The organism is Kitasatospora sp. NPDC048194, assembly GCF_043202455.1.
Taxonomy (GTDB): domain Bacteria; phylum Actinomycetota; class Actinomycetes; order Streptomycetales; family Streptomycetaceae; genus Kitasatospora.
In genome coordinates, this window is record NZ_JBIDAK010000007.1 from 117,855 (window position 1) to 141,748 (window position 23,894).

At 73.3% G+C, this 23,894-nt stretch carries 17 protein-coding genes and 1 pseudogene; 9 read left to right on the top strand and 9 right to left on the bottom strand.

The features are described from left to right. Positions 1-21: 21 nt before the first annotated feature. Entirely contained in the window at positions 22-825 is an 804-nt protein-coding gene (locus ACGF07_RS11995) for a hypothetical protein (protein ID WP_392897566.1), read from the bottom strand. 112 nt (positions 826-937) lie between these two features. After that, positions 938-1,861, bottom strand: coding sequence for a GNAT family N-acetyltransferase (locus tag ACGF07_RS12000; RefSeq protein WP_392897568.1), 924 nt, complete (start codon positions 1,859-1,861; stop codon positions 938-940). A 279-nt stretch (positions 1,862-2,140) separates the two neighbouring features. Between ACGF07_RS12000 and ACGF07_RS12005 the strand changes: the two are divergent. The 3 genes and pseudogenes from ACGF07_RS12005 (at position 2,141) to ACGF07_RS12015 (ending at position 5,443) form a co-directional block, all read left to right on the top strand. Next, positions 2,141-3,408: pseudogene (locus tag ACGF07_RS12005) on the top strand (DUF692 family multinuclear iron-containing protein). Between the two features lie 28 nt (positions 3,409-3,436). Next, entirely contained in the window at positions 3,437-4,591 is a 1,155-nt protein-coding gene (locus tag ACGF07_RS12010; RefSeq protein ID WP_392897570.1) for a TIGR04222 domain-containing membrane protein, read from the top strand. A gap of 69 nt (positions 4,592-4,660) precedes the next feature. Further along, positions 4,661-5,443 (top strand): TIGR04222 domain-containing membrane protein, encoded by a 783-nt coding sequence (locus ACGF07_RS12015; RefSeq protein ID WP_350743276.1) that lies wholly within the window; start codon positions 4,661-4,663, stop codon positions 5,441-5,443. Between the two features lie 123 nt (positions 5,444-5,566). Here ACGF07_RS12015 and hemQ read toward each other — a convergent pair whose 3' ends face one another. The 3 genes from hemQ to hemE all read right to left on the bottom strand — a co-directional run bounded on the left by hemQ (position 5,567) and on the right by hemE (position 9,006). Next, on the bottom strand, positions 5,567-6,292 hold the full coding sequence (gene hemQ / locus ACGF07_RS12020; protein ID WP_392897571.1) for a hydrogen peroxide-dependent heme synthase: 726 nt from the start codon (positions 6,290-6,292) through the stop codon (positions 5,567-5,569). Continuing rightward, the gene (gene hemG / locus ACGF07_RS12025; RefSeq protein WP_392897573.1) at positions 6,289-7,719 is read right to left on the bottom strand and encodes a protoporphyrinogen oxidase; all 1,431 of its coding nucleotides are present in this window, start codon (positions 7,717-7,719) and stop codon (positions 6,289-6,291) included. The genes hemQ and hemG overlap by 4 nt, the downstream gene beginning before the upstream one ends. Before the next feature lie 183 nt (positions 7,720-7,902). Then, on the bottom strand, positions 7,903-9,006 hold the full coding sequence (gene hemE / locus ACGF07_RS12030; protein ID WP_392897575.1) for a uroporphyrinogen decarboxylase: 1,104 nt from the start codon (positions 9,004-9,006) through the stop codon (positions 7,903-7,905). A 146-nt stretch (positions 9,007-9,152) separates the two neighbouring features. Between hemE and ACGF07_RS12035 the strand changes: the two genes are divergently transcribed. The 5 genes from ACGF07_RS12035 to ACGF07_RS12055 all read left to right on the top strand — a co-directional run bounded on the left by ACGF07_RS12035 (position 9,153) and on the right by ACGF07_RS12055 (position 16,042). Then, positions 9,153-9,815: a DUF3000 domain-containing protein gene (locus tag ACGF07_RS12035; protein WP_350743282.1), complete on the top strand. Its 663-nt coding sequence runs from the start codon at positions 9,153-9,155 to the stop codon at positions 9,813-9,815. A gap of 320 nt (positions 9,816-10,135) precedes the next feature. Beyond that, positions 10,136-10,852 (top strand): response regulator transcription factor, encoded by a 717-nt coding sequence (locus ACGF07_RS12040; RefSeq protein WP_350743285.1) that lies wholly within the window; start codon positions 10,136-10,138, stop codon positions 10,850-10,852. A 239-nt stretch (positions 10,853-11,091) separates the two neighbouring features. Then, on the top strand, positions 11,092-12,345 hold the full coding sequence (locus ACGF07_RS12045; protein ID WP_392897578.1) for an HRDC domain-containing protein: 1,254 nt from the start codon (positions 11,092-11,094) through the stop codon (positions 12,343-12,345). A 302-nt stretch (positions 12,346-12,647) separates the two neighbouring features. Beyond that, positions 12,648-13,892 carry a thiolase family protein gene (locus ACGF07_RS12050; RefSeq protein WP_392897580.1) on the top strand — a complete coding sequence of 415 codons (1,245 nt, stop codon included), beginning with the start codon at positions 12,648-12,650 and terminating at the stop codon, positions 13,890-13,892. Positions 13,893-13,894: 2 nt separating this feature from the next. Next, positions 13,895-16,042, top strand: a complete 2,148-nt coding sequence (locus ACGF07_RS12055) for a 3-hydroxyacyl-CoA dehydrogenase NAD-binding domain-containing protein (RefSeq protein WP_392897582.1) — start codon at positions 13,895-13,897, stop codon at positions 16,040-16,042. A 178-nt stretch (positions 16,043-16,220) separates the two neighbouring features. On the opposite strand, the gene ACGF07_RS12060 is transcribed toward ACGF07_RS12055, so the two are convergent. From ACGF07_RS12060 to ACGF07_RS12075, 4 genes are all read right to left on the bottom strand, one after another. Further along, complete coding sequence (locus ACGF07_RS12060; RefSeq protein ID WP_350739926.1) at positions 16,221-17,747, bottom strand: glycosyltransferase family 39 protein; 1,527 nt, start codon at positions 17,745-17,747, stop codon at positions 16,221-16,223. Positions 17,748-17,986: 239 nt separating this feature from the next. Further along, positions 17,987-19,891, bottom strand: coding sequence for a 1-deoxy-D-xylulose-5-phosphate synthase (dxs, locus tag ACGF07_RS12065; RefSeq protein WP_350739929.1), 1,905 nt, complete (start codon positions 19,889-19,891; stop codon positions 17,987-17,989). 193 nt (positions 19,892-20,084) lie between these two features. Further along, positions 20,085-20,225, bottom strand: coding sequence for a hypothetical protein (locus tag ACGF07_RS12070; RefSeq protein ID WP_392897583.1), 141 nt, complete (start codon positions 20,223-20,225; stop codon positions 20,085-20,087). Between the two features lie 40 nt (positions 20,226-20,265). Further along, entirely contained in the window at positions 20,266-21,444 is a 1,179-nt protein-coding gene (locus tag ACGF07_RS12075) for an ROK family transcriptional regulator (RefSeq protein WP_350739935.1), read from the bottom strand. Positions 21,445-22,030: 586 nt separating this feature from the next. On the opposite strand from ACGF07_RS12075, the gene ACGF07_RS12080 reads away from it, so the two are divergent. Then, on the top strand, positions 22,031-23,659 hold the full coding sequence (locus ACGF07_RS12080) for a PQQ-binding-like beta-propeller repeat protein (protein WP_392897585.1): 1,629 nt from the start codon (positions 22,031-22,033) through the stop codon (positions 23,657-23,659). Positions 23,660-23,894: the final 235 nt, after the last annotated feature.

Genomic DNA, 23,894 nt, shown 5'->3' on the forward strand with positions numbered 1-23,894 from the left:
GACCGGTCGCGGCCGGCCGTCTCAGAGCTCGGGATGGGGCGTGGACACCTCGCCCCGGAAGCCGGGCGGGACGTCGGTCCGCGGCGCCGGCAGGATTCGGCAGACCTCGACGGTGACGTCCACGGTGTCCAGTCCGATCACCCGGCCCTCCACCGCGACGAATCCTTTCTCCCCCGAGCGGAACAGTGCCGCCAGCGGCGAGTTGCGGCTCGCCGCGGTGAGCGCCTCCACGGCCATCGCCGAGCCGAAGGCGAACACCCCGCACAGCACGATGCACGGCGCGTGCCGGGGCGTCCGGGTGACGAAGATGAAGCCGTGGTCGCGGATCAACTCCCCGGCCGGGTTGTACAGCGCCTCGAAGGTCATCCCGCCCCAGCGGGCCCGCGCCTCGTCCGGGTACTCGACGGCGAAGTCCGGGAACACGGCGTTCAGCACGCCCGCCGAGTACGGGTTGACGCTCGGGCCGCCGATCGAGAAGGTCGGCATCCGCGGGTCCTGCGCGCCCGCCACCACCAGCTCGATGGTCGCCTTCCGGTTGACCTTCCGCAGCAGGTCGGTGAGTTCCGCTATCGCCCTGGCCTCGGCCATCGGCATGAAGAGCACGTTCTTCGGCCCGCGGCTGGTCAACTGGCAGCCGTCCGCGGTGAACGCGAACTCCGCCACCTCCAGGCTCGGCGTGATGATCTGCACCCTGTTGTATGGCGCCAGCAGCACCCGCAGGAAGCCGTAGCGCAGGAAGAGTCTGGTCCGGGCGAGGAACCGGGCCGCGAGGAATCCGATCACCGCCGGAACGGATGCGATCAGTACCTGGAGCAGGATCTCCATATCGCCCCCCGGGAAGGCTCGACCACGAACTGTGCGCTCTGGTTAAGTCCCCGCCCGTGGCCGAAAATACCCCTCCCGACACTGCGGAGCGTCAGGATATTTGCACCCAGCGTCACTCCAGGCGCTTGATCCCCTTGCGTTCCCCGGCGCAGCGGCGGTAGCCCAGCCGGTCGTTGATCGCCAGCATCGGCGCGTTGGTCGTGTCGTTGCTCGTGTACGCGTGCCGGTAGCCCGCCGCGGCCGCGCGCCGCAGGGACTCCAGCTTGGCCAGCCCGGCCAGGCCCCGGCCGCGGAACTGCCGGCGGCAGGCGGTGAAAGCGGACCAGTAGCGGTCCCCGTCGGTCTGCGCCATGGTGAACGCCGCCGGTTCGCCGTCCACCACGGCGACGACGGTCAGCCCGAGGTCCAGGTCCGGCCGGGCCCAGTCGCCCCTCAGCCACTCCTCGTACTCCAGGGAGTCCATCGGCACCTCGCCCGGCTCGTCCCGGATGGCGTCCGCCTCGACCAGGAACAGCGGGCGCGGATCGTCGGCCCACTCGACGGCCGGGCGCAGCTCCACACCGGCCGGGAGGAGCGGCGCCGGCGGCAGTGGCAGCGTCAGGTCCCTCCCGCCGAACTGTGCCGCGCGCCCGAGCTCGTAGCCCCGCGCGGCGGCGAAGGCGAGCGAGCCGGGCACGTCGTCCAGCCACGTGTGCAGCTCCGTCACCCCGTGCCGGGCCAGGTGCCGTTCGGCCGCGGCGAGCAGCGCGGTGGCCGCGCCGCGCCGCCGGAACTCCGGCAGCACGCTGCCGTTGGCACGGCCGACGCCCGTGACCGTCGTCCCGTTCACCACCCCGCAGCGGACCGCGCCGACCACCCGGCCGTCCGTTTCGGCGACGAAGGTGCGGAAGTGCCCGTCCGGGCTCGGTCGGTCGTTCAGCCACACCAGGGCCTCGGCGCTCATCACCAGGTGCTCGCGCCCGGCCCGGTGGGCGGCGGCCACCGCCTCGGCGTCCTCGGGCCGGAAGCCCCGTACCGTCAGTTCATCGGAAGTCATGGGTCCGCACGCTATCCGCGGCGGTCGGCCGCCGCCGCGGAATTTCCGGCGCGTGGCAGCGGCCCGGGCACACCGACCGCAAAGGGGCGCGAGCCGCGCGCGGCCCACGTCACCGGGCACCGGGACGGCAAGCTCAAATATTGCTCTGAGAAGACCGGTTGAGGCTTGGCAGCCATCCCGCCCGGGGACATCCTCAGCAGCACGGCCGCGCGGTCCTGGCGACGACGCCCGCACCGCCCGACGGCCTCCCCGTCCAGCCCTCCGAAGGGGGCGAACCCGATGACTTCCCCTGCCCTGGACCTCCCAGGCTCCGCTCCCGCCGCCACCCGGCTCGGCGTGGGCCTCGGCTGGCGCGCCGAGATCGACACCGTGGTCGAGCGCCAACCCGGCCTGGACTGGGTGGAGGTGGTCGCCGAGAACCTCTGCGCCGGCCACCTGCCCGACTCGCTCGCCGTCCTGCGCGAGCGCGGCGTCACCGTCGTCCCGCACGGAGTCGGCCTCGGCCTGGGCGGCGCCGAGCTGCCCGACCCGGCCCGGCTCGACAGGCTCGCCGGGACGGCGCTCGCGCTCGGCTCCCCGCTGGTCACCGAGCACCTGGCCTTCGTCCGCGCCGGCGGACTGGAGGCCGGCCACCTGCTGCCCGTGCCCCGCACCCGGGACTCGCTGCGGGTCATCGCCGAGAACGTCCGGATCGCCCAGGACCAGCTGCCGGTACCGCTCGCCCTGGAGAACATCGCCGCCCAGCTCTCCTGGCCCGACGACGAGTTCACCGAAGGCGAGTTCCTCGCCGAGCTGGTCGCACGCACCGGTGTCCGGCTCCTGATCGACGTCGCCAACCTCCACACCAACCGGGTCAACCTGGGCGTCGACCCGGCCGCCGAACTCGACCGCCTGCCGCTGGAGGCGCTCGCCTACGTGCACGTCGCGGGCGGCACCCTGGTCGACGGCGTCTGGCACGACACCCACGCCCACCCCGTCACCGAACCGGTCCTGGACGTGCTGGCCGAACTCTGCGCGCGGGTCGCACCGCCCGGCGTCCTGCTCGAACGGGACGCCGCCTTCCCGCCGCCCACCGAGCTGGCCGGTGAACTGGACGCCATCCGCCGGGTGCTGGAGGGGAGCACCCCGCGATGAACGACCTGGAAGCCGTGTCCGCCGCCCGGGAGAGCCTCGCCCGGCGGCAGGAGGAGCTCCTGGCCGCCCTGGTGGCCGGCGGGCCCGTCCCGCCCGGCTTCGACCCGGACCAGGTCCGCGCCCAGTCCACCGGCCTCGCCGCCAAACGGCGCGACACCACCGCGAAGGTCGCCCCCGACCTGCCCCGCCTGCTCGGGGCGCAGTACGGGCCGCTCTTCCTCGACTACGCCCGCACCCACCCGCAGACCGGCGGCTACCGCGCCGACGCCCGGGCCTTCGCCGAGTGGGTGCACGGCGGAGGCGCCCCGCTCGCCGCCGACCGCCGCCGGGCCCTGGAGCAGTGGCTCCACCCGGCACCCGAGCGGCCGACCGGCCCGCTCACCCGCCTGCGCCGGGCACTGCGCGGACGCTGACCCTTACGTCACCTCGGGGGAACCGCCCATGTGGCACAACAGCTACTTCCTCATCCCGGCCGGCCTGCTGGCCGCCGCCGTTCTCCACGCCGTCCGGACCCGGCAGCGGGTCGGCCACGTCCCGTACCCGCAGGGCCTCCCCGGCCGCGGACTGCCGCTGCTGGACGCCGCGTTCCTGGCCGGTGGGCCGGGCCGGGTCTTCGACACCGCGATGGTCCGGATGCATCTCGGCGAGCAGGCCGTGATCAGCCGCTCCGGCCTGGTCACCCTCACCGGCGCCAAGCCGTACGACGCCGTGGACCAGGCGATCCACGACGCCGTCGGTCCGACCGGCAGCCGGGAACTCGCCCCGCTGCGCCGACTGGTGAAGCGCTCGCCCGCCGTCCAGGAGATCGGCGACCGGCTCGCCGACCGCGGTCTGCTGCGCCGTCCGGAGCGGCTGGAGCACGCCCGCAAGGCCCGTCAGCTGCTCTGGCTGGCGGTGTTCCTCACCGCGGTCGCCGTCCCGGTCTCCCTGCTGCTGGACAACGGCGGCGCCGCCTCCGACCACCGCAACCTCGTGCTGGACAACGGCAGCGCCGGCTCCGACCACCCCAACCTCTTCTTCCCGATCCTCCTGGTGTTCGCCGGTCTCCTGGCGCTGGCCGTCACCACCACGCCCAAGAGCCGGATCACGCCCGCCGGGCTGCGACAGCTGTCCTTGATGCAGGGCAGCCCGTGGACGCCCAAGTCCGGCGTGTCGTCGAAGCTGACGGGTGCGACGGTGCTCGGGGCGGTCGCCCTCGGCGGGCTGGCCGCGGCCGGGCTGGGCAACCAGGCGCTGGAGGCCGCGGTACTGGCCGCGGCGGCCGAGGAGGAGGCGATCCACCAGGCCTCGTCGTTCTCCCTCTTCTCCTCCTCGTCCTCCTCGTCCTCCTCCTCCTCGTCCTCGGCGGTCTCCGCTTCGACGGGCACGTCCTCCTGCGGCGGCTCCGCCACCTGGTGCGGCTCCCCCGACACCGGCTCCTCGCACCAGCCGTCCCACCACTCCTCGTGCGGCTCGTCCCACCACTCCTCGTGCGGCTCCTCGCACCACTCCTCGTGCGGCTCCTCGCACTCCAGCAGCTGCGGCTCCTCCTCCAGTTGCGGGTCCAGCTGCGGCTCGTCCTCCGGTTGCGGGTCCGGCTGCGGCGGCGGCTCCTGACGTCACAGTTCGGTATCGCGCGCCGGGAAGCCGTTCCCCGGGCCGTCGGCCCCGGCATAGAACAAGCCCATGTGGTTGCTGTTCCTGATCCCGGCCTGCGTCGCGGCGGTGGTGTCCTGCCTCCGGCTGGTGCGGATGACCGCCACCGCCGACGCCCTGACGGATCAGGAGCGGCTGCGGCCACCGGAGGCCGTCGGCATCGGCTTGTACGAGACCGCCTACCTGGCCGGTGGCCCGGACCGGGTGGTGGAGCTGGCGCTCGTCCTGATGGCCGGCCGGGGCCGGCTGCACCTCGCCCACACCGGCTGGACCACGGTGGTCGACCCCAAGGGCCGCAGCCGCCTGGAGCGCGCGGTCGTCTCCACCGTCGGCCCCGACGGCCAGTGCCGCACGGACGAGCTGCGCCGGGCGATGGCCGAGCACCCCACCGTGCTGGAGATCGGCGCCCGGCTGTCGGTGGCCGGTCTGGCCACCCCGGCCCTGGTGCAGCGCAACACCGTGGTGGTGGTCCGCCAGGTGCGGCACGCCCTGCTGCTGACCCTGGTCCTGCTCGCCGCCGCGCTCTCCCTCAGCGGCTTCACCGGCGGTGACACCGTCGCCCCGCTGGCCTGGTTCTCCCTGCCCCTGGTCCTCACCGCGGGCACCCTGCTGATGGCCCGGGTCGACGTCTACCCGTACACCCGGTGGGCCTCCCCGGTCGGTCAGGAGGTCCTGCGCGAGGTCCGCCCGACCCGCCAGCGCGGGCTCGCCGACGACGAGGAGCGCGAACTCCTCACCGCCGTCGCCATGAACGGCCCCGCCGCCCTCGTCGATCCCCGCCTGCGCGCCGCCCTCCGCCCCCACCGGGCCTGAGCACGAGCGCACCGGGCCTGAGCCCCGTCGGCCCGGAGCGCCGACCGGCGCCCGCGCCGACGACGGAGGCCGGCTCCCCCGCCGAAGCGGGGCAGCCGGCCTCCGTCGTCACGGCCGCTGCGGTCAGACCAGGCCGTTCAGCAGCTCGCTCACCGGCTTGCGGCGCCCGGTGAAGAACGGGACCTCCTCGCGGACGTGCAGCCGGGCGCGGGAGGGGCGCAGGTCGCGCATCAGGTCGACGATGCGGTGCAGCTCGTCCGCCTCGAAGGCGAGCAGCCACTCGTAGTCGCCGAGCGCGAACGAGGCGACCGTGTTGGCCCGCACGTCGGGGTAGCCGCGGGCCATCTGGCCGTGCTCGGCGAGCATCGCGCGCCGCTCGGCGTCCGGCAGCAGGTACCACTCGTAGGAGCGGACGAACGGGTACACGCAGACGTAGTCGCGCGGGCGCTCGTCGGCCAGGAAGGCCGGGATGTGCGATTTGTTGAACTCGGCCGGGCGGTGCAGCGCCATGTTCGACCAGACCGGCTCCAGCTCGCGGCCCAGCCGGGTGCGGCGGAAGCGGTTGTAGGCCTCCTGCAGGTCGTCCGAGTCCGCGGCGTGCCACCAGACCAGGATGTCGGCGTCCGCGCGCAGACCGGACACGTCGTACGTGCCGCGCACGGTCACGTCCTTCGCGGCGAGCTGGGCGAACAGCTCGTCCACCTCGGCCGCCAGCGCCGTGCGGTCCTCGGGCAGGGCGCCCTTGAGCTTGAACACCGACCACATGGTGTAGCGGATGACCTGGTTCAGGTCGCGCGCCTTCTTCTTCTCGGGCTGCTGCTCCGGCTGCCGCTCAACGGTCTCAGTCATGCGCCCATTGTCCTCTCCGTGGCACGTTCCCCGGTCGCCGGGGTCAACAGTTCGTCGAGGGCCGCCACCGCGGCGGCGGCCGAAGCGATGCAGGCCGGGATCCCCACCCCGTCGTACGCGGCTCCGCACAGCGCCAGCGCGCCCACCGCCGCCACCGCGCCGCGCACCCGGGCCACCTTGTCGAGGTGGCCAACCGGGTACTGCGGCAGACCGGCCGGGAAGCGCGAGACGAAGGTGTCGTACGGCCGGGCGGTCAGCCCGATCGCCTCCTCCAGGTCCGCCAGCGAGCGGGCCACCAGCTCCTCGTCCGGCAGCTCCAGCGCCTCGGCCTCGCGGTGGCGGCCGAGTGAGGTGCGCAGCAGGAAGGCGTCCGGGGCGGAGCGGTCCAGCCAGCCCCACTTGTTGGAGGAGAAGGTCGAGGCCTTGATCCGCCGGCCGTCCACCGGCGGTACGAGGAAGCCGCTGCCGCCGGGCAGCTCGGCGAGGTCCGCCCGGCGGAACGCGAGGGTCACCAGCGCCATGCCCGCGTACTCGACGGTGTCCAGTTCGGCGGCCGCCGCCGGGGCGTCCGCGCGCAGCAGTCGGGCCGCGGCCGGGGCCGGGACGGCCAGCACCACCGCGTCGGCGTGCAGCACCTCGCCGCCGGCGACCACCCGCCAGCCTTCGGGGGTGCGGCGCAGCTCGTCCACCGGGGTGCCGGTGCGCAGGTCCACGCCCGCCTCGGCGCAGGCGGTGGCGACCGCCGTCGGCAGGGTGCCGAGTCCGCCGCGCAGCCCCTGGAACACCGGGGTGCCGACCACCTGGGGGCGGGAGGCCAGCTCGTGCACGCCCGCGACCAGCGACCCGCCGCCCTGGGCGATCGGCAGCAGCTGCGGCACGGCGGCGCGCAGCGAGATCTCGTCGGAGCGCCCGGCGTAGACGCCGCCCAGCAGCGGTTCGACCAGCCGGTCCACCACCTCCTGGCCGAGCCGGTCGGCGACGTAGCGGCCGATCGCGACGTCCGCGCCGACCTGCGTCGGCCGCTCGTGCCGGGCCCGTTCCAGGCCCTCGACGGTGAGCACTCCTGAGGCCGCGAGCGCCGCGAGGTCACCGGGGACGCCCATCACCTGGCCGCCGGGCAGCGGCTGCAGTGCGCCGCGGGTCCAGATCGCCGCCTTGGCGGTGGTCGGCGGCTCCAGCTCCTCCCCCAGCCCGACGGCCCGCGCCAGCTCCACCGCCTCCGGCCGCCGCGCCAGCACCGACTCGGCCCCGAGGTCCACCCGGACCCCGCCGACCTCGCCGCCCCACAGCTTCCCGCCGACCCGCCCGGACGCCTCCAGCAGCGTCACCCGGGCCCGCGCCGGCCCCCCGGCCGCTCCGCTCAGGAAGGCGGCCGCAGCCAGCCCCGCGATCCCACCACCGACGACGACGACCCGTGCATCCGACATGCTCCGCAGTCTCGCAGGTCTTCACGCCGAACCCTCAATCCCCTGCCCGCCGAGGGTCGGGCACCGGCCCGTGCGGACCGGTCCCGATCGGAGCGGACCCGGGCGTTGCGGGCTCCGCCGGGTCGCACCGGCAGCGGCGGGCCCCTCCGCACCGGAGGAGCCCGCCGCCGTCGTGCCGAAGGGTCAGCGCGCGCTGGTCTCGTGGACGAAGGCGACGAGCCGGGAGAGCGCGTCCGGGTCCATGGACGGCAGCACGCCGTGGCCGAGGTTGAAGATGTGGCCGCTGGTGCCGAGTGCCTGGGCGGCGTGCAGCACCTCGCGGGCCTTGGTCTCGACGACCTTGGTCGGCGCGAACAGCACGGCCGGGTCGAGGTTGCCCTGGAGTGCCTTGCCGGGGCCGACCCGGTCGGCGGCGGTGTTCAGCGGCACCCGCCAGTCGACGCCGACGACGTCCGCGCCCGCCTGGCCCATCAGCCCGAGCAGCTCGCCGGTGCCGACGCCGAAGTGGATCCGCGGCACGCCGTAGTGGGCGACGGCGTCGAAGACCTTGGTGCTGGCGGGCATGACGGAGCGGCGGTAGTCGTCCGGCGCGAGCGAGCCGACCCAGGAGTCGAACAGCTGGACCGCCGAGGCGCCCGCCTCGATCTGGACCTTGAGGAAGGCCGAGGTGATGTCCGCGAGCCGGTCCACCAGGGCGGCCCACAGCTCGGGCTGGCCGTACATCATGGCCTTGGTGTTCTCGTGGTTCTTGGACGGGCCGCCCTCGACCAGGTAGCTGGCCAGGGTGTACGGGGCGCCGGCGAAGCCGATCAGCGGGGTCTCGCCGAGCTCGTCCACCAGCAGGCCGACGGCCTCGGTGATGTAGGGGACGTCGTCGGGCTCGAGCGGACGCAGCCGCTCGAGGTCCTCGACGGTCCGGATCGGATCGGCGATGACCGGACCGATGCCGGGCTTGATGTCCACGTCGATGCCGACGGCCTTGAGCGGCACCACGATGTCGCTGAAGAAGATCGCCGCGTCCACCTTGTGCCGGCGCACCGGCTGGAGGGTGATCTCCTTGACCAGCTCGGGCCGCATGCAGGACTCGAGCATGGGGATGCCCTCGCGGACCTTCAGGTACTCGGGCAGCGAGCGGCCCGCCTGCCGCATGAACCACACGGGCGTGTGCGGCACCGGCTCGTGCCGGCAGGCGCGCAGGAACGCGGAGTCGTGCGCGGCGCCGCGGCGCGCGGGGGTGGGTCGGCCGTCGCGGGGGGCCGCCGTGGTGTCTGCCGTAGTCTCGCTCACGGGTCAAATCTTCGCATGCGGCTCGGACCGTCCTCCCCGGGCGGCCTCGTCGGTTCCTCCAACATCCGGCCCGGTTCGCCGTTCCGGCACGCCGCTCGGACGGAAGTTGCGGCGATAACCCGGGTTTTCGACCTAGTCTTCGGGTCATGGCAGCGGTCGGCGGGCACCCCGCGCAGGGTGGCGGAGCAGGTGGCGGAACGGGTCGGGAGGGGGCGCCGAGCGAGTTCCGGGCCGCCGTGGAGGCCCTGAGCGGGGCGCGGCTGCGGCCGGAGGTCCAGCTCTCTCCCGCGCCGGCCCCGCGCCGGCTCGCCCCGCACGCGTTCGCGCTGACCGCCACCGTCGAGGTGGACGGCGACGAGCTGGCCGACGGCCGCCTGGTGCTGCTGTACGACCCGGCGGGGCAGGAGGCCTGGAACGGGGAGTTCCGGGTGGTCACCATGACCCGGGCGGAGCTGGAGCCGGAGATGGCCGGCGACCCGATGCTCTCCGAGGTCGGCTGGGCCTGGCTGCTGGACGCGCTCCAGGCGCACGGCGCCGGGTACGCCGAGCCGTCCGGGACGGTGACCCGCTGCGCGTCGCAGTACTTCGGGGGTCTGGCGGACCGCCCGTCCTCGACGGAGATCGAGATCCGGGCCTCCTGGACCCCGGCCGACGGCCGGTTCGAGCGGCACCTGGCCGCCTGGGGGGACCTGCTCTGCATCGGTGCCGGACTGCCGCCGGTCGCCCCGGCCCCGCAGTCGCCGCCCGAGGTCACGTCACTCGGTGGGGTGGTCCCGATGCCGGCCCGGCGACGCCCCCGGTCGCACTGACGGGTGGCGTCCGGGCCGGAGGGCCCCCGCTGCCCCGGCGCCACCCCCAGGACTGACGGAGTGTGGCTTCGATCCCGCTCTGCGTCAATTACCTGCTCAAAACCGACCGACTCGGCATCGCTTGTGATCGATTTTGTGCGATTTCAAGGCATGTCCCATCAGTCATATGCGCGATTTGTCCGTATTGTTACTCACTAGATCGTGATCTTTCGCTAAAGCCGGGCACGGTAGCTGCCGAAGCAGACTGTGACCCTTTCCGAACGCGGAAGACTCCGACCGCCCCCTCGGGGTTCCGTCCGCCACTCCACGCAGGAGGCCTGGTGTCGGTCCTTCTTGAGCACCCCGCAAACGTGGTCGCCTACCGCCCGACCAAGCCCACCGCCATGGTGGTCATCGCAGATCCTCGCGTCCGAAACACCGTCACCCGCCACCTGTGGGCGCTCGGCGTCCGCGACGTCATCGAGGTGTCCTCGATCGCCGAGGCCCGCCCCCGGGTCTCCACCCCCCGCGACATCTGCGTCGCCGACGTGCACCTGCCCGACGGCTCCGGCCTGACGATCCTCGCCGAGACCCGCGCCGCGGGCTGGCCCAACGGTCTGGCGCTGTCCGCGGCCGACGACATCGGCGCCGTCCGCTCCGCGCTGGCCGGCGGCGTCAAGGGCTACGTGGTCACCGGTACCCGCACCAACGTGGCGATGCCCGGCCGCCCGGGCCTGCCGCTCGGTGCCGCCGGTCTGGCCGGACGGATGCGCCGCCCCGGGATGCCGGGCATGCCGGGCGCCGCCGGCGCTCCGGGCGCACCCGGAGCCCCCGGGGCGCCGACCCCGCAGCAGGCCGCCTACCGCGAGCTGTCCGGCCGTGAGGTCGAGGTGCTGCGGCTGGTCGCCGAGGGCCAGTCCAACAAGGCGATCGGCGTGGCGATGGGCCTGTCGGCCCTCACCGTGAAGAGCCACCTGGCCCGGATCGCCCGCAAGCTCGGCACCGGCGACCGCGCCGGGATGGTCGCGGTCGCACTGCGCACCGGCATCATCCACTGACCCGACCGGGACGCACCCGCTGCGGCGGCCCCGGCGGAACGTCCCTCCTGCGCCGCCGTCGGCATGCGGAGCGGCCGTCCCGGGCCGGCGGACCGCCGCGACAGGGGCGGCGGAGCGCCGCGACAGGACGGGCGGGCCGCCCTCGCGGGCGCGCGGGACGGGCACCGCCGCTCCCGGCCGCACCAGCCTGACCAGTCCGACAACACTCCCGGTTCCGGTGACCGTCGTACCCTTGGTGGGTGACCGACGCCGTAGCAGCCATCCCAGAAGAAGCAGCCCCGGTCCCGCTCCTCGAACCGAAGGAGGGGATCCCGCCCGTCGTGGCGGACGAGCAGGCGCTGGCCGCCACGATCGCCGCCTTCGCGGCGGGCACCGGGCCGGTCGCCGTCGACGCCGAGCGTGCCTCCGGCTACCGCTACGGGCAGCGCGCGTACCTGATCCAGCTGCGCCGCGCCGGCGCCGGCTCCGCCCTGATCGACCCGATCGCCTGCCCCGACCTCAGTGAGCTGGGCGCCGCCATCGCGGACGCCGAGTGGGTGGTGCACGCCGCCACCCAGGACCTGCCCTGCCTGGCCGAGGTGGGCATGAGACCCCAGCGCCTGTTCGACACCGAGCTGGCCGGCCGGATCGCCGGCTTCGCCCGGGTCGGCCTCGGGCCGATGACCGAGAACGTGCTCGGGCTGAGCCTGGCCAAGGAGCACTCGGCGGTCGACTGGTCCACCCGCCCGCTGCCCGAGCCCTGGCTGCGCTACGCGGCTCTGGACGTCGAGGTGCTGGTCGAGCTGCGTGACGCACTCGAACAGGAGCTGGACGCCCAGGGCAAGCTCGGCTGGGCCCTGGAGGAGTTCGCCGCGATCGCCGCCGCGCCCCGCCCGGCCCCGCGCACCGACCCCTGGCGGCGCACCTCGCAGCTGCACAAGGTCCGCCGGCGCCGCCAGCTCGCCGTGGTGCGCGAGCTGTGGCTGACCCGCGACCGGATGGCGCAGGAGCGCGACGTGTCCCCCGGCCGGGTCCTCTCGGACGCCGCCATCGTCAACGCCGCCCTGGCCATGCCGCTGAACATCGCCGCGCTGCAGGCCGTGCAGGGCTTCGGGCCCCGGCTGCACCGGCGCCAGCTGGAGCAGTGGCTGGCGGCGGTGCAGCGGGCCCGGGAGATCCCGGAGAACCAGCTGCCGCCGGCCGCCGCGCCGCACGACGGACCGCCGCCGCCGCGGGCCTGGGCCGAGAAGGACCCGGTGGCCGCCGCCCGGCTGTCCGGCGCCCGTGCCGCGGTGAGCGAGCTGGCCGAGCACCACCACCTGCCGGCCGAGAACCTGATCACCCCCGACCTGGTGCGCCGGGTCTCCTGGGAGCCGCCGGCCGAGCTGACGGCCGAGGGCGTGGCCGCCGCGCTGCGCCGGCTCGGCGCCCGGCAGTGGCAGGTGGACCTGGTGGCGCCGCCGGTGGCCGCCGCGTTCGTCGCGGCCGCCTCGGCCGCCCCGGCCCGGGACTGACCGGGGCCGCGACCGGGACCACGACCGACTGCGACCGACCGCGACCGACCCGGAGCGACCGGGCGGCTCGCAGCGGCAGGACTCCGAAAAGGGGATGTCATCCGTACGGACGGCATCCCCTTCGGCGTGTCCGGGAAGCCTTCCTGGTCGGACGTGTCGCGGGACACACCGGCGGAACCCTCCGAGGGGCCTGGGCAGGCTGGTTACCGGCGGGTAGCATGGCCGTGATGCGGCGCCGCTCGGGTCTTCGCCGGCGGCAGCCTGCCCACCTCGAAATGTTGGTCCCTGGGAGGAGAGCCCGCGTGCCTCGTACCGCGAGGGACGTCGTCTTCGTTGACGGCGTCCGCACCCCGTTCGGCAAGGCCGGCCCGAAGGGCATCTACCACGAGACGCGCGCCGACGACCTCGTCGTCAAGTGCATCCGGGAGCTCGTGCGCCGGAACCCGAACCTGCCCGTCGAGCGCATCGACGAGGTCGCGATCGCGGCCACCACGCAGATCGGCGACCAGGGTCTGACCATCGGGCGCACCGCCGCCCTGCTGTCCGGCCTGCCGAAGTCCGTCCCCGGCTACGCGATCGACCGCATGTGCGCCGGCGCGCTGACCGCCGTGACCACCACCGCCGGCGGCATCGCCTTCGGCGCGTACGACGTGGTCGTGGCCGGCGGTGTCGAGCACATGGGCCGCCACCCGATGGGCGAGGGCGTCGACCCGAACCCGCGCTTCGTCTCCGAGAAGCTCGTCGACGAGTCCGCCCTCTTCATGGGCATGACCGCCGAGAACCTGCACGACCGCTTCCCGCACATCACCAAGGAGCGCTGCGACGCCTACGCCGTGCGCTCCCAGGAGAAGGCCGCCAAGGCGTACGCCAACGGCGACATCCAGCCCGACCTGGTGCCGATCTCCATCCGCAACACCAACCCCGAGGTCGGCGAGACCGGCTGGGGCCTGGCCACCGTGGACGAGCCGCTGCGCCCGGGCACCACGATGGAGTCCCTCGCGGGTCTGAAGACCCCGTTCCGTCCGCACGGCAACATCACCGCGGGCAACTCGGCCGGTCTGAACGACGGCGCCACCGCCTCGCTGCTGGCCGCCGAGGACGTCGCCGAGGAGCTCGGCCTCCCGGTCAGGATGCGCCTGGTCTCCTACGCCTTCGCGGGCGTCGAGCCCGAGGTCATGGGCATCGGCCCGGTGCCGGCCACCGAGAAGGCCCTGGCCAAGGCCGGCCTCACCATCGACGACATCCAGGCCTTCGAGGTCAACGAGGCCTTCGCCGTCCAGGTGCTGGCCTTCCTGGACCACTACGGCATCGCGGACGACGACGAGCGGGTCAACCCGTACGGCGGTGCGATCGCCTTCGGCCACCCGCTGGCCTCCTCGGGCGTGCGCCTGATGAACCAGCTGGCCCGCCGCTTCGAGCAGCGCCCGGACGTCCGCTACGGCCTCACCACGATGTGCATCGGCTTCGGCATGGGCGGCACCATCATCTGGGAGAACCCCCACTGGAGCGGGGCGACCGAGAACACCGAGCTCGAGGGTGGTAAGTGATCATGACCAACACCACTGAGCTGCTCCAGCACGGCGCCGAGCTGTTCCCGGGCGAGGTCGTCACGACCGCGCACGTCCGCCACCTGGACCTGCCGCTGCAGGCCGGCAAGCTGGCCCTGATCACCCTGGACAACGGCTTCGACCACACCAAGCCGACCACCTTCGGGCCGGGCTCGCTGCTCAAGCTGTCCGAGGCGCTGGACCAGGTCGAGGCCGAGGCCGCCGAGGGCGCCATCGTCGGCGCCGCGATCACCGGCAAGCCGTTCATCTTCGCGGTCGGCGCCGACCTCAAGGGCGTCGAGCTGCTCAAGCAGCACGCCGACGCGCTGGCCATCGGCAAGGGCGGCCACGAGGTCTTCAAGCGGATCGCCGCGCTGCCCGTCCCGACCTTCGCCTTCTACAACGGCGCGGCCATGGGCGGCGGCGTCGAGGTCGGCCTGCACTGCGACTACCGCACGGTGTCGGCGGGCGTTCCGGCCTTCTCGCTGCCCGAGGTCTTCCTCGGCCTCGTCCCCGGCTGGGGCGGCTGCACCATCCTGCCGAACCTGATCGGCGCCGGTAAGGCCGTCAAGGTCATCATCGAGAACTCGATGAACCAGAACAAGCAGCTCAAGGGCAAGGACGTGTTCGAGCTGGGGATCGCCGACGCGATCTTCGAGCCGGCCGACTTCCTGGAGCAGTCGCTGCTGTGGGCCGCCAAGGTCCTCAAGGGCGACGTCGTCGTCGAGCGCGAGCCGATCGACCGCGGCAAGGCCTGGGACGACGCCGTCGCCTGGGGCCGGCTGGTCGCCGACGGCAAGGTGCACGGCGCTGCTCCGGCCGCCTACAAGGCGCTGGACATCATCGCCGCCGTCAAGGACGCCGACCTCGCCGACAAGGCCAGCCTGCAGGCCGGCTTCGACGCCGAGGACGCGGCCCTGGCCGACCTCATCATGAGCGGCGAGCTGCGCAGCGGCATCTACGCCTTCAACCTGGTGCAGCGCCGGGCCAAGCGCCCGGTCGGCGCGCCGGACAAGTCGCTGGCCCGCCCGGTCACCAAGGTCGGCGTCGTCGGCGCCGGTCTGATGGCCTCCCAGCTGGCGCTGCTGTTCGCCCGCCGTCTGGAGGTGCCGGTGGTCCTCACCGACATCGACCAGGAGCGCGTGGACAAGGGCGTCGGCTACGTCCACGCCGAGATCGACAAGCTGCTCTCCAAGGGCCGGATCGGCCAGGACAAGGCCAACCGCCTCAAGGGCCTGGTCTCCGGCTCGCTCGACAAGGCCGTGGCCTTCGGCGACGCGGACTTCGTCATCGAGGCCGTGTTCGAGGAGATGGGCGTCAAGCAGACCGTCTTCGCGGACCTGGAGAACGTGGTCTCGCCGACCTGCGTGCTGGCGACCAACACCTCCTCGCTGTCGGTCACCGAGATGGCCTCGAAGCTGAAGCACCCGGAGCGGGTCGTCGGCTTCCACTTCTTCAACCCGGTCGCGATCCTGCCGCTGCTGGAGATCGTCCGCGGCGACACGACCGACGACGCGTCGCTGGCCACCGCCTTCGCCGTGTCGAAGAAGCTGAAGAAGACCTCGGTGCTGTGCAAGGACGCCCCGGCGTTCGTGGTGAACCGGATCCTCACCCGCTTCATGGGCGAGATCCAGGGCATCATCGACGAGGGCACCCCGATCGCCACCGTCGAGAAGGCCGTCGAGCCGCTCGGCCTGCCGATGTCCCCGATCGTGCTGCTGGAGCTGGTCGGCCCGGCCATCGCCCTGCACGTCTCGGAGACCCTCCACGGCGCCTTCCCGGAGCGGTTCGGCGTCTCCGAGAACCTCGCCAAGGTGGTCAAGGCCGGCAAGCGCGGCTTCTACACCTGGGTGGACGGCAAGCAGGTCCTCGACCCCGAGGTGCTGGAGCTGCTGACCTTCGGCGACTCGGTGCTCACCGAGGAGCAGGTGCTGAACCGCGCCCTGGAGGCCGTGGCGCAGGAGATCGGCCTGATGCTGGAGGAGGGTGTCGTCGCCGAGGCGCAGGACATCGACCTCTGCATGATCACCGGTGCGGGCTGGCCCTTCCACCTGGGCGGGATCACCCCGTACCTGGACCGTGAGGGCGTCTCGGAGCGGGTGAACGGCAAGCGGTTCCTCGCCCCCGGCGTGGCCTCGGTGCCCGCGTAACGCGTAGTGCCACGGAAGGAGCCCCGGCGACCTGGTCGCCGGGGCTCCTTCGCGTGTGCGCGCGCTGTTCGGTGGGCTGCCGGTCCGTTCGGTGGGCCGGCGCGCTGTCCGGTGGGCTCGCGCGCCGTTCGGCCGACCGCCGGTCCGCTCGGTGGGTCCGGGAGCGCGGGTCCCGGGGTCAGTGCTTGAGGCGGTAGACCACGGTGTCGCCGATGACGCCGATCATCTCGTAGTGGGTGTCCAGCAGGTTCTCGATCCGGGGGATCATCACCGGCTGGTACGGCGCGATGCCGGAGTCGTCCACGAAGACCTCGGGCAGGCCGTTGGCCAGTTCCTTGTCGAAGGTCTGCCAGGCGTTGTTGACGCTGAACTGCTCGCCGACGTTCTGGCTGCCGTCCTTGCCGCCGCTGTAGTTGGTGAGGAAGCCGGCGGTCAGGTAGCGGGTGGCGGGCTTGCGGTCGGCCAGCCAGTACAGCTCGGGGTGCATGCCCCAGACCAGCACCGTGTCCTTGGGGGTGGTCTGGGCGGCGACCGCGGTGGCGACCTCGGTGTTGCGGCTCATCTGCTCGCCCGGCCAGGCCAGTGCCAGGCCCCAGAAGACCGTCGCGGCGGCGGTGGTGTACACCAGGACGGGCTTCCAGCGGATCGCCGAGGTGGCGACCGCCCCGGTGCCGAGCAGCACCAGCGGGGGGATCAGCTGGAGGTAGTAGTGGCCGAAGAAGTGGAAGCCCACGCTGACCGCAACGGCCGAGGAGAGCAGCCACACCCACAGGTCGGTGGTCGAGCCGTGCTCCTCCCCGGCCGCCGGCAGGGGGCGGTGGCGGTGCTTGAACCAGAGCCGGCGGCCGACCGGGTACAGGAAGCCGAGGCCCGCCGCGGCCAGGATGCCCAGGTTGCCGAAGGCGCGGCCGAGCATCTGCAGCCAGGCTCCGCCGAAGGTGGCGTAGTCGCCGCTGCCGGTGACCACCCAGAAGAGGAAGCCCTTGGGCTTGGTCAGGATGACCGCGACCAGCGCTATCGGCACCGCGAAGCCGAACCCGATCTTGAACAGGGCGGGCGGCCAGCGCACCCCCCGTCGGCGGGCGTCCTGGAGCAGCATCCAGAGCACCGGCAGCAGGACGGCGCCGCCGGTCTGCTTGGTCAGCGAGCAGAGCGCGACCGCGATGCCCGCGGCCAGCCAGCGGCGCCGTTCGGCGTACCGGAAGGCGGCCACCATGGCGGGCAGCATGAAGACCTCGAACGTCGCCGCCTGGGTGTCCTCCGGAGAGAGCCCGATGGAGATCAGCAGGTACAGCAGTCCGGCCCCGGCCCCGGCGCGGTTGCCCCAGCGGCCGCGGGCGATCGAGGCCAGCAGGATCGCGGTGGTCAGGTGCGCCACCACGGCGAGGGTGCGCAGCGGCCAGAGCGAGGCGGAGCCGAAGACCGCGAAGCAGGCCTGGTAGAGCCAGGGGAGCAGCGGCGGCTTGCGGTCCACCACGGTGTCGTACAGCACCCCGCCGTCCGCCAGCATCCGGGCCTGGGTGGCCAGGAAGCCCTCGTCCGGGCTCCAGACGGGTCGGACGAAGGAGGGGATGTGGGTGAGCAGTGCCACCAGCGCGAGCACCGGCACCAGCCTGGTCCAGTACCCCTGGCGCAGGTGGGTACGGGCGCGCTCGGGCAGGCGCTCGGCCAGTCCGACGGGGCGGAGGCGGGTGGGGGTGGGCACGTTGACAACCTACCGGGCGGGATCGGCGCCGGTGGCGCCGGTCCCGCCATTCAGTGCGATTGTCGGCTCGTACCGTGATGAACTGTTACGAAGTTACGACAACCGGTCGTCAGCGGAACGGGCTAGCTCGGCCTGGCCGGCCGGCGCAGCAGGGCTGCGGAAGCGGCCAAGGCGGCCACGGCTGCCGAAGCGGCCGAGGCTGCCAGGACGACTCGGGCCCGTTCCGCGGGGCCGGCGGCTCAGGCCTCGACCGGCGCCGCGTCCAGCTTCGCCACCAGGGCGGTCACCCTGGTCGCGATGTCCGGGGCGTTCAGGCCGATCTCGGCGAGGATCTCGTCCCGGCTGGCGTGGTCCAGGAACTCCTGCGGGATGCCGAAGTCGCGCACCGGGAGGTCCACGTCCGCGTCCCGCAGCGCCTGCGCCACGGCGGCGCCGACACCGCCGGTCCGGCCGTTGTCCTCGATCGTGACGACCACCCGGTGCTCGGCGGCCAGGCCCGGCAGGGCCGGGTCGACCGGCTTGACCCAGCGCGGGTCCACCACGGTCGCGGTGATGCCCTGGGCGGCCAGCAGGTCGGCGACCTCGAGGCTCGTCGCGGCCATCGCACCGACCGAGACGATCAGCACGTCGGCGCGGTGCGCGCCGCTCGGCTCCGCGGCGGCGCGCAGCACGTCCATGCCGCCGACCCTGCCGACCGCCGGGACGGCCGGGCCGACCGTGCCCTTGGAGTAGCGGACGACGGTGGGGGCGTCCTCGACCTGGACGGCCTCGCGCAGTTGGGCGCGCAGCTGGTCGGCGTCGCGCGGGGCGGCCAGCCGCAGCGTCGGGACGACCTGGAGGATCGACATGTCCCACATGCCGTTGTGCGAGGCGCCGTCCGCCCCGGTGACCCCTGCCCGGTCGAGCACGAAGGTGACGCCCAGCTTGTGCAGGGCGACGTCCATCAGGACCTGGTCGAAGGCCCGGTTGAGGAAGGTCGCGTAGACCGCGACCACCGGGTGCAGGCCGTTGGTCGCCAGGCCGGCGGCGCTGGTGACGGCGTGCTGCTCGGCGATGCCGACGTCGAAGATCCGGTCCGGGAAGGCCTCGGCGAAGGGGGCCAGGCCGACCGGGTGGAGCATCGCGGCGGTGATACCGACGAGGTCCTGGCGCTCGCGGCCGAGCGCGACCATCTCCTCGGCGAAGACCGAGGTCCAGTCCTTGCCGGCGCTCTTGATCGGCAGGCCGGTCTCCGGGTGGATCACGCCCACCGCGTGGAAGCGGTCCTCGTCGTTGTTCTCGGCGGCGTGGTAGCCGCGGCCCTTCTCGGTGAGGCAGTGCACGATCACCGGCCCGCCGAAGCCGCGCGCCTTCGTCAGCGCCGACTCCAGGGCGGTCAGGTCGTGGCCGTCGATCGGGCCGATGTACTTGAGGCCGAGGTCCTCGAACATGCCCTGCGGGGCGATGAAGTCCTTGAGGCCCTTCTTGGCGCCGTGCAGCGTCTCGAACAGCTGCTGGCCGACCACTGGGGTGCGCTGCAGCGCGTCCTTGCCCCAGGACAGGAAGCGCTCGTAGCCCTGGGTGGTGCGCAGGGTGGCGAGGTGGTTGGCCATGCCGCCGATGGTCGGCGAGTAGGAGCGCTCGTTGTCGTTGACGACGATGACGACGGGGCGGTCCTTGGCATCGGCGATGTTGTTGATCGCCTCCCAGGCCATGCCGCCGGTCAGCGCGCCGTCGCCGATGACGGCGACCACCGGGTCGTTCTTGCCCTGGAGCTGGTTGGCCTTCGCCAGGCCGTCGGCGTACGAGAGCACGGTGGAGGCGTGCGAGTTCTCGATCACGTCGTGCTCGGACTCGGCGCGGGACGGGTAGCCGGACAGGCCGCCCTTCATCCGCAGCCGGGAGAAGTCCTGGCGGCCGGTGAGCAGCTTGTGGACGTAGCTCTGGTGGCCGGTGTCGAAGAGGATGCGGTCGCGCGGCGAGTCGAACACCCGGTGCAGGGCGATGGTGAGCTCCACCACGCCGAGGTTGGGGCCGAGGTGGCCGCCCGTCTTGGAGACCTCGGTCACCAGGAAGGTCCGGATCTCCTGGGCCAGTGCGGCCAGCTGTCCGGGCGTGAGCCGGTCGAGATCGCGCGGTCCCCGAATGCGGGTCAGCAGGGCCACCCGTTCCTCCTCGTTCAGTGTTCACGGACCGCGTGCGGTCCGACGGGCGTCGCTGCCCGGTCCGGCGGCAGGCCGGCGGTCGCGGCCGGTGCCGACCGGTCGAGTCTAATGTCCGCTTGACGGACACCGAGCGGCGCGCCCGGTGCCACCGAGCGGTTACCGCCATTCCGGGAGGTCGGGCCGGGGGCGGTGGTCAATGCGGTGTTGACGGATGGGTGTTCTCGGGCGGCGTTCGCGGCCTCCCGGCGGTGTCCCCGGTGACGTCCTGGCCGACGTGCCCGGTGACGTCGTCGGTCACGTCCTGGCCGGTGTGCTCGGTGGCGTCGTCGGTCACGTCGTGGCCGGTCTGCTCGGTGACGTCCTCGGTGACGTCTTCAGTGGCGGCCGAGGGCGCCCGACTCCCCCATCTCGCTCATCACCAGGGCCAGCGCCCCGAGCACCTCGGCCCGGCCGCCGAGGGTGCCGGGGACGACCGACAGCTGGCGGGCGGCACTGGGGATGGCGTAGCGGGCGACCGAGTCCCGGATGGGGGCGAGCACCAGCTCACCGGCCTCGGCGAGGTCGCCGCCGAGGATCACCCGGCGGGGGTTGAGCAGGTTGCACAGGGTCGCCACGCCCGTACCGATCTGCCGGCCGGCGTCGGCGATCACCCGGCGGCAGCCCAGGTCCCCCTGCTGGGCCAGCTCGACCAGCCGGGGCAGGCTGAGGTCCGGACCGAGGGTCGGGCTGAGCAGCGAGAGCAGGTAGCGGGAGCCGACGAAGGTCTCCAGGCAGCCGCGGTTGCCGCAGCGGCAGACCGGGCCCGCCTCGTCCAGGGTGATGTGCCCGATCTCACCCGCGGTGCCGCCCGGGCCGCGGTAGATCTGGCCGTTGACCACCAGCCCGGCGCCGACACCGCTGGCGATCTTGATGTAGGCGAGGTCGCTCAGCCCCCGGCCGGCACCCCAGACCAGTTCGCCGAGCGCGCCCAGGTTGGCGTCGTTGTCCACGTGCACCGGCATGCCGAGGCGCTCCGCCAGCTCCCGGCCCGGGGCGATGCCCGTCCAGCCGGGCAGGATCGCGGTCGAGCCGAGCGCACCGGTCTCCACGTCGATCGGACCGGGCACCCCGAGGCCGACGCCGATCACCTTCTCCGGGCGGAAGCCGGCCTGCTCCAGCAGCCGGTCGACCATCGCCTCGGCCCGGTCGAAGCCCTGCGCGGCGGAGACGTCCACGTCGATCGGGGCGCTCTCCTCGGCCAGCACCCGGTGCGCCAGGTTGCCGACCGCGACCCTCAGGTGGGTGTGGCCGAAGTCGATGCCGACGACGATGCCGGCGTCGCCGCTGAGCGAGACGCTGCGGGCGCGGCGGCCGCCGGAGGAGGTGTCGGCGACCACGACGGTGCCGCTCTCCTTCAGTTCCCGCACGATGTTGGAGACGGTGGCCGCGGACAGGCCGGTACCCCGGGCGATCTCGGCCTGGGTGAGCGAACCGGCCATCCGCACCGCCCGGAGCACCCGCTCCAGGTTCGCCCGGTGCAGCGACGACTGCGAGCCCGGTGTGTCCGTCGACATGATCCACCCTCCCAGGGTGGGGATCCCTCCGCCGGGTGTCCCCTTCAACTCCTGAAGGGTACGGCGCGGGACGTGCCGGTGTGGGGGTGGGCTCTCGGGAAGGCGGCTCTCCGGGGGGGGTGGGGACGCGGCCGACCGGGGGGCGCGAGGTGCCGGGGCGGTGGGTCGAGGGTGGAGCGCCGGAGGTGCGTCCGGGGGGTGGCGTCCCGGCGGCGGCGTCCCGGCGGCTCCCGGCAGCGTCCTGCCGGTGGCGTCCTGCCGGTGCCGGGCGCGGGTGCGTGGGGGTGGCGTGGGTGGGCGGTGAAAGTGTTGCGCGGTCAGGGCCTGTCGGGGCGGGGTTCCGCGGTCCTGGCGACGGCCGAAAACGACCCACCACTAGCATGGTGCCGAATCTCACCCGTCCCACCGGACCGCGGATGGTACCGACAGGGGGACGCTTCCAGACATGACGGGGAATCAGATGGCAGGGGATCACCCTACGCCGGGCGCGGGCGAAGCGCCGGGCAGTGGCCCGCAGGAGAACCGCGGCGTCTCGTTCGGGCGCCCGGCAGGCGGCGGAGTCGATCCGGCCGCCGTCGCGGACCAGATGACGCAGCTCGACGGCTCGGCGATTCCGGGCCAGGGCGCACCGCCCGCGCCGGCCCAGCCGCCGGCACCGCCCGCGCAGCCTCCGGGGGGCGTCGACTACGTGCCGTACGCGCCGACCGCGGCCGCCCTCCCCGCGCAGGCACCGCCGCCGCCTCCGGGCGGCGCGCCGGTCGGCCCGTACGACCCGGTGCCCGGCGGCGGCTACCCCACCCCCGACTACAACGCCGGCGGGTACAACTACCAGCAGCCCGGCTACAGCTACCCGGGTGCGCCGGTGCCCGTCGCGCCCGCGCGCCGCAACCCGGTGATGGTGTGGGGCGGCGTCATCGGCGGTGTCCTGGTGGTCGCCATCGTCATCGCGCTGGTCGTCCTGCTCAAGGGGAACCCCAAGCCCGGCCCGGTGGCCGACAACGGCGGCACCACGGCCGTGACCACGAACGGCACCACCAGCGGCAGCGACGGGGGATCCACCACCAACCCGTCGAAGGCGACGTACAAGGTCGCCTGGGACGCCGCCAAGCCGCAGAACTCGGACTCCTCGCAGCTGCTCGGCGCCTGGGGCGCCGGCCAGACGGCCGTGCGCGCGGACGGCACCGGCATCCGCGCCTACAACCTGGCGGACGGCAAGGAGGCCTGGAACATCCCGGTGCCCTCCGGCTCCAAGGAGCTGTGCACCGCCTCCTACTCGCACAACTCCAAGAACATCGTCGCGGTCTCCTTCAACACCGGTGACTACGACTGCTCCACCATCGGCGCCGTCGACATCTCCCAGGGCAAGCTGCTCTGGACCGTCAAGGCCACCGCGGACCGGCTGTCCTCGCCGACCCTCAGCGTCACCGACAAGGTGGTCGCCGTCGGCCCGGTCGGCGGCCTGAACATCGACAACGGCCAGCCCGTCTGGCAGTTCAAGGGCCGCGGCAAGGACTGCAGCGTGTACGGCGCCACGGCCGGCTCGCAGATCGCGATCACCGACCGCTGCTACGACGTCAGCCCGAAGTCCGTGCTGCAGATCGTCAACGCCGAGACCGGGCAGCCCACCAGCCAGCCGATCACGCTCACCGGCAGCATCGAGCGCGTCGACAAGGTGATCAGCAGCAACCCCCTGGTGGTCCTGATGACCAGCGGCCCGAACGGCGACTACATCCTGCCGTTCGACAAGGACAACAAGCCGGGCAACCAGATGTCGACCAAGGAGGCCGGCTCGGACAGCCTGCGGCTGTCGGGCCAGTCCGACGCCGTCACCCAGAACGTGGTCATCGGCAGCACGATGTACGTGCAGATCAGCGGCAGCAAGTCGGGCATCAACGCGTACGACCTGAACACCGGCAAGCGCCTGTGGTCCACCTCCGCCCAGTCCAGCAGCGACGACATGCGGCTGGTCTCCGGCGCCACCAAGGACGGCAAGGTCCGGGCGATCGTCGGCCAGGGCTACGACAAGCCGGCCAAGCTGGTGACGCTGTCGCCGAGCGACGGTTCGATGAGTGACATCGGCACCATGGCGATGCCGGACGGCATGGACATCGGGATGGGCAGCGCCGAGTACTTCGTCACCGACGACAACAGCGCGGTCATCGCCTACCGCCGCTCGAGCAGCTACTCGACGCCGATGACGAAGTGGTCGAAGTGACGGTGGCGCCGGTCGCGGGCGGTGACGCCGGTCGCGGTACGGCGAGCGCCGGTCGCGGAACGGCGGGCGCCGGTCGCGGAACGGCGGGCGCCGGTCGCGGAACGGCGAGCGCCGGTCGCGGAACGTCGAGCGCCGGTCGCGGAACGGCGGGCGCCGGTCGGAGAACGGTGACACGGATCGCGGGTTCCGGGGTCTGACCCCGGGACGCGGGCATCCGCCGGGCGGGGCGGGCACG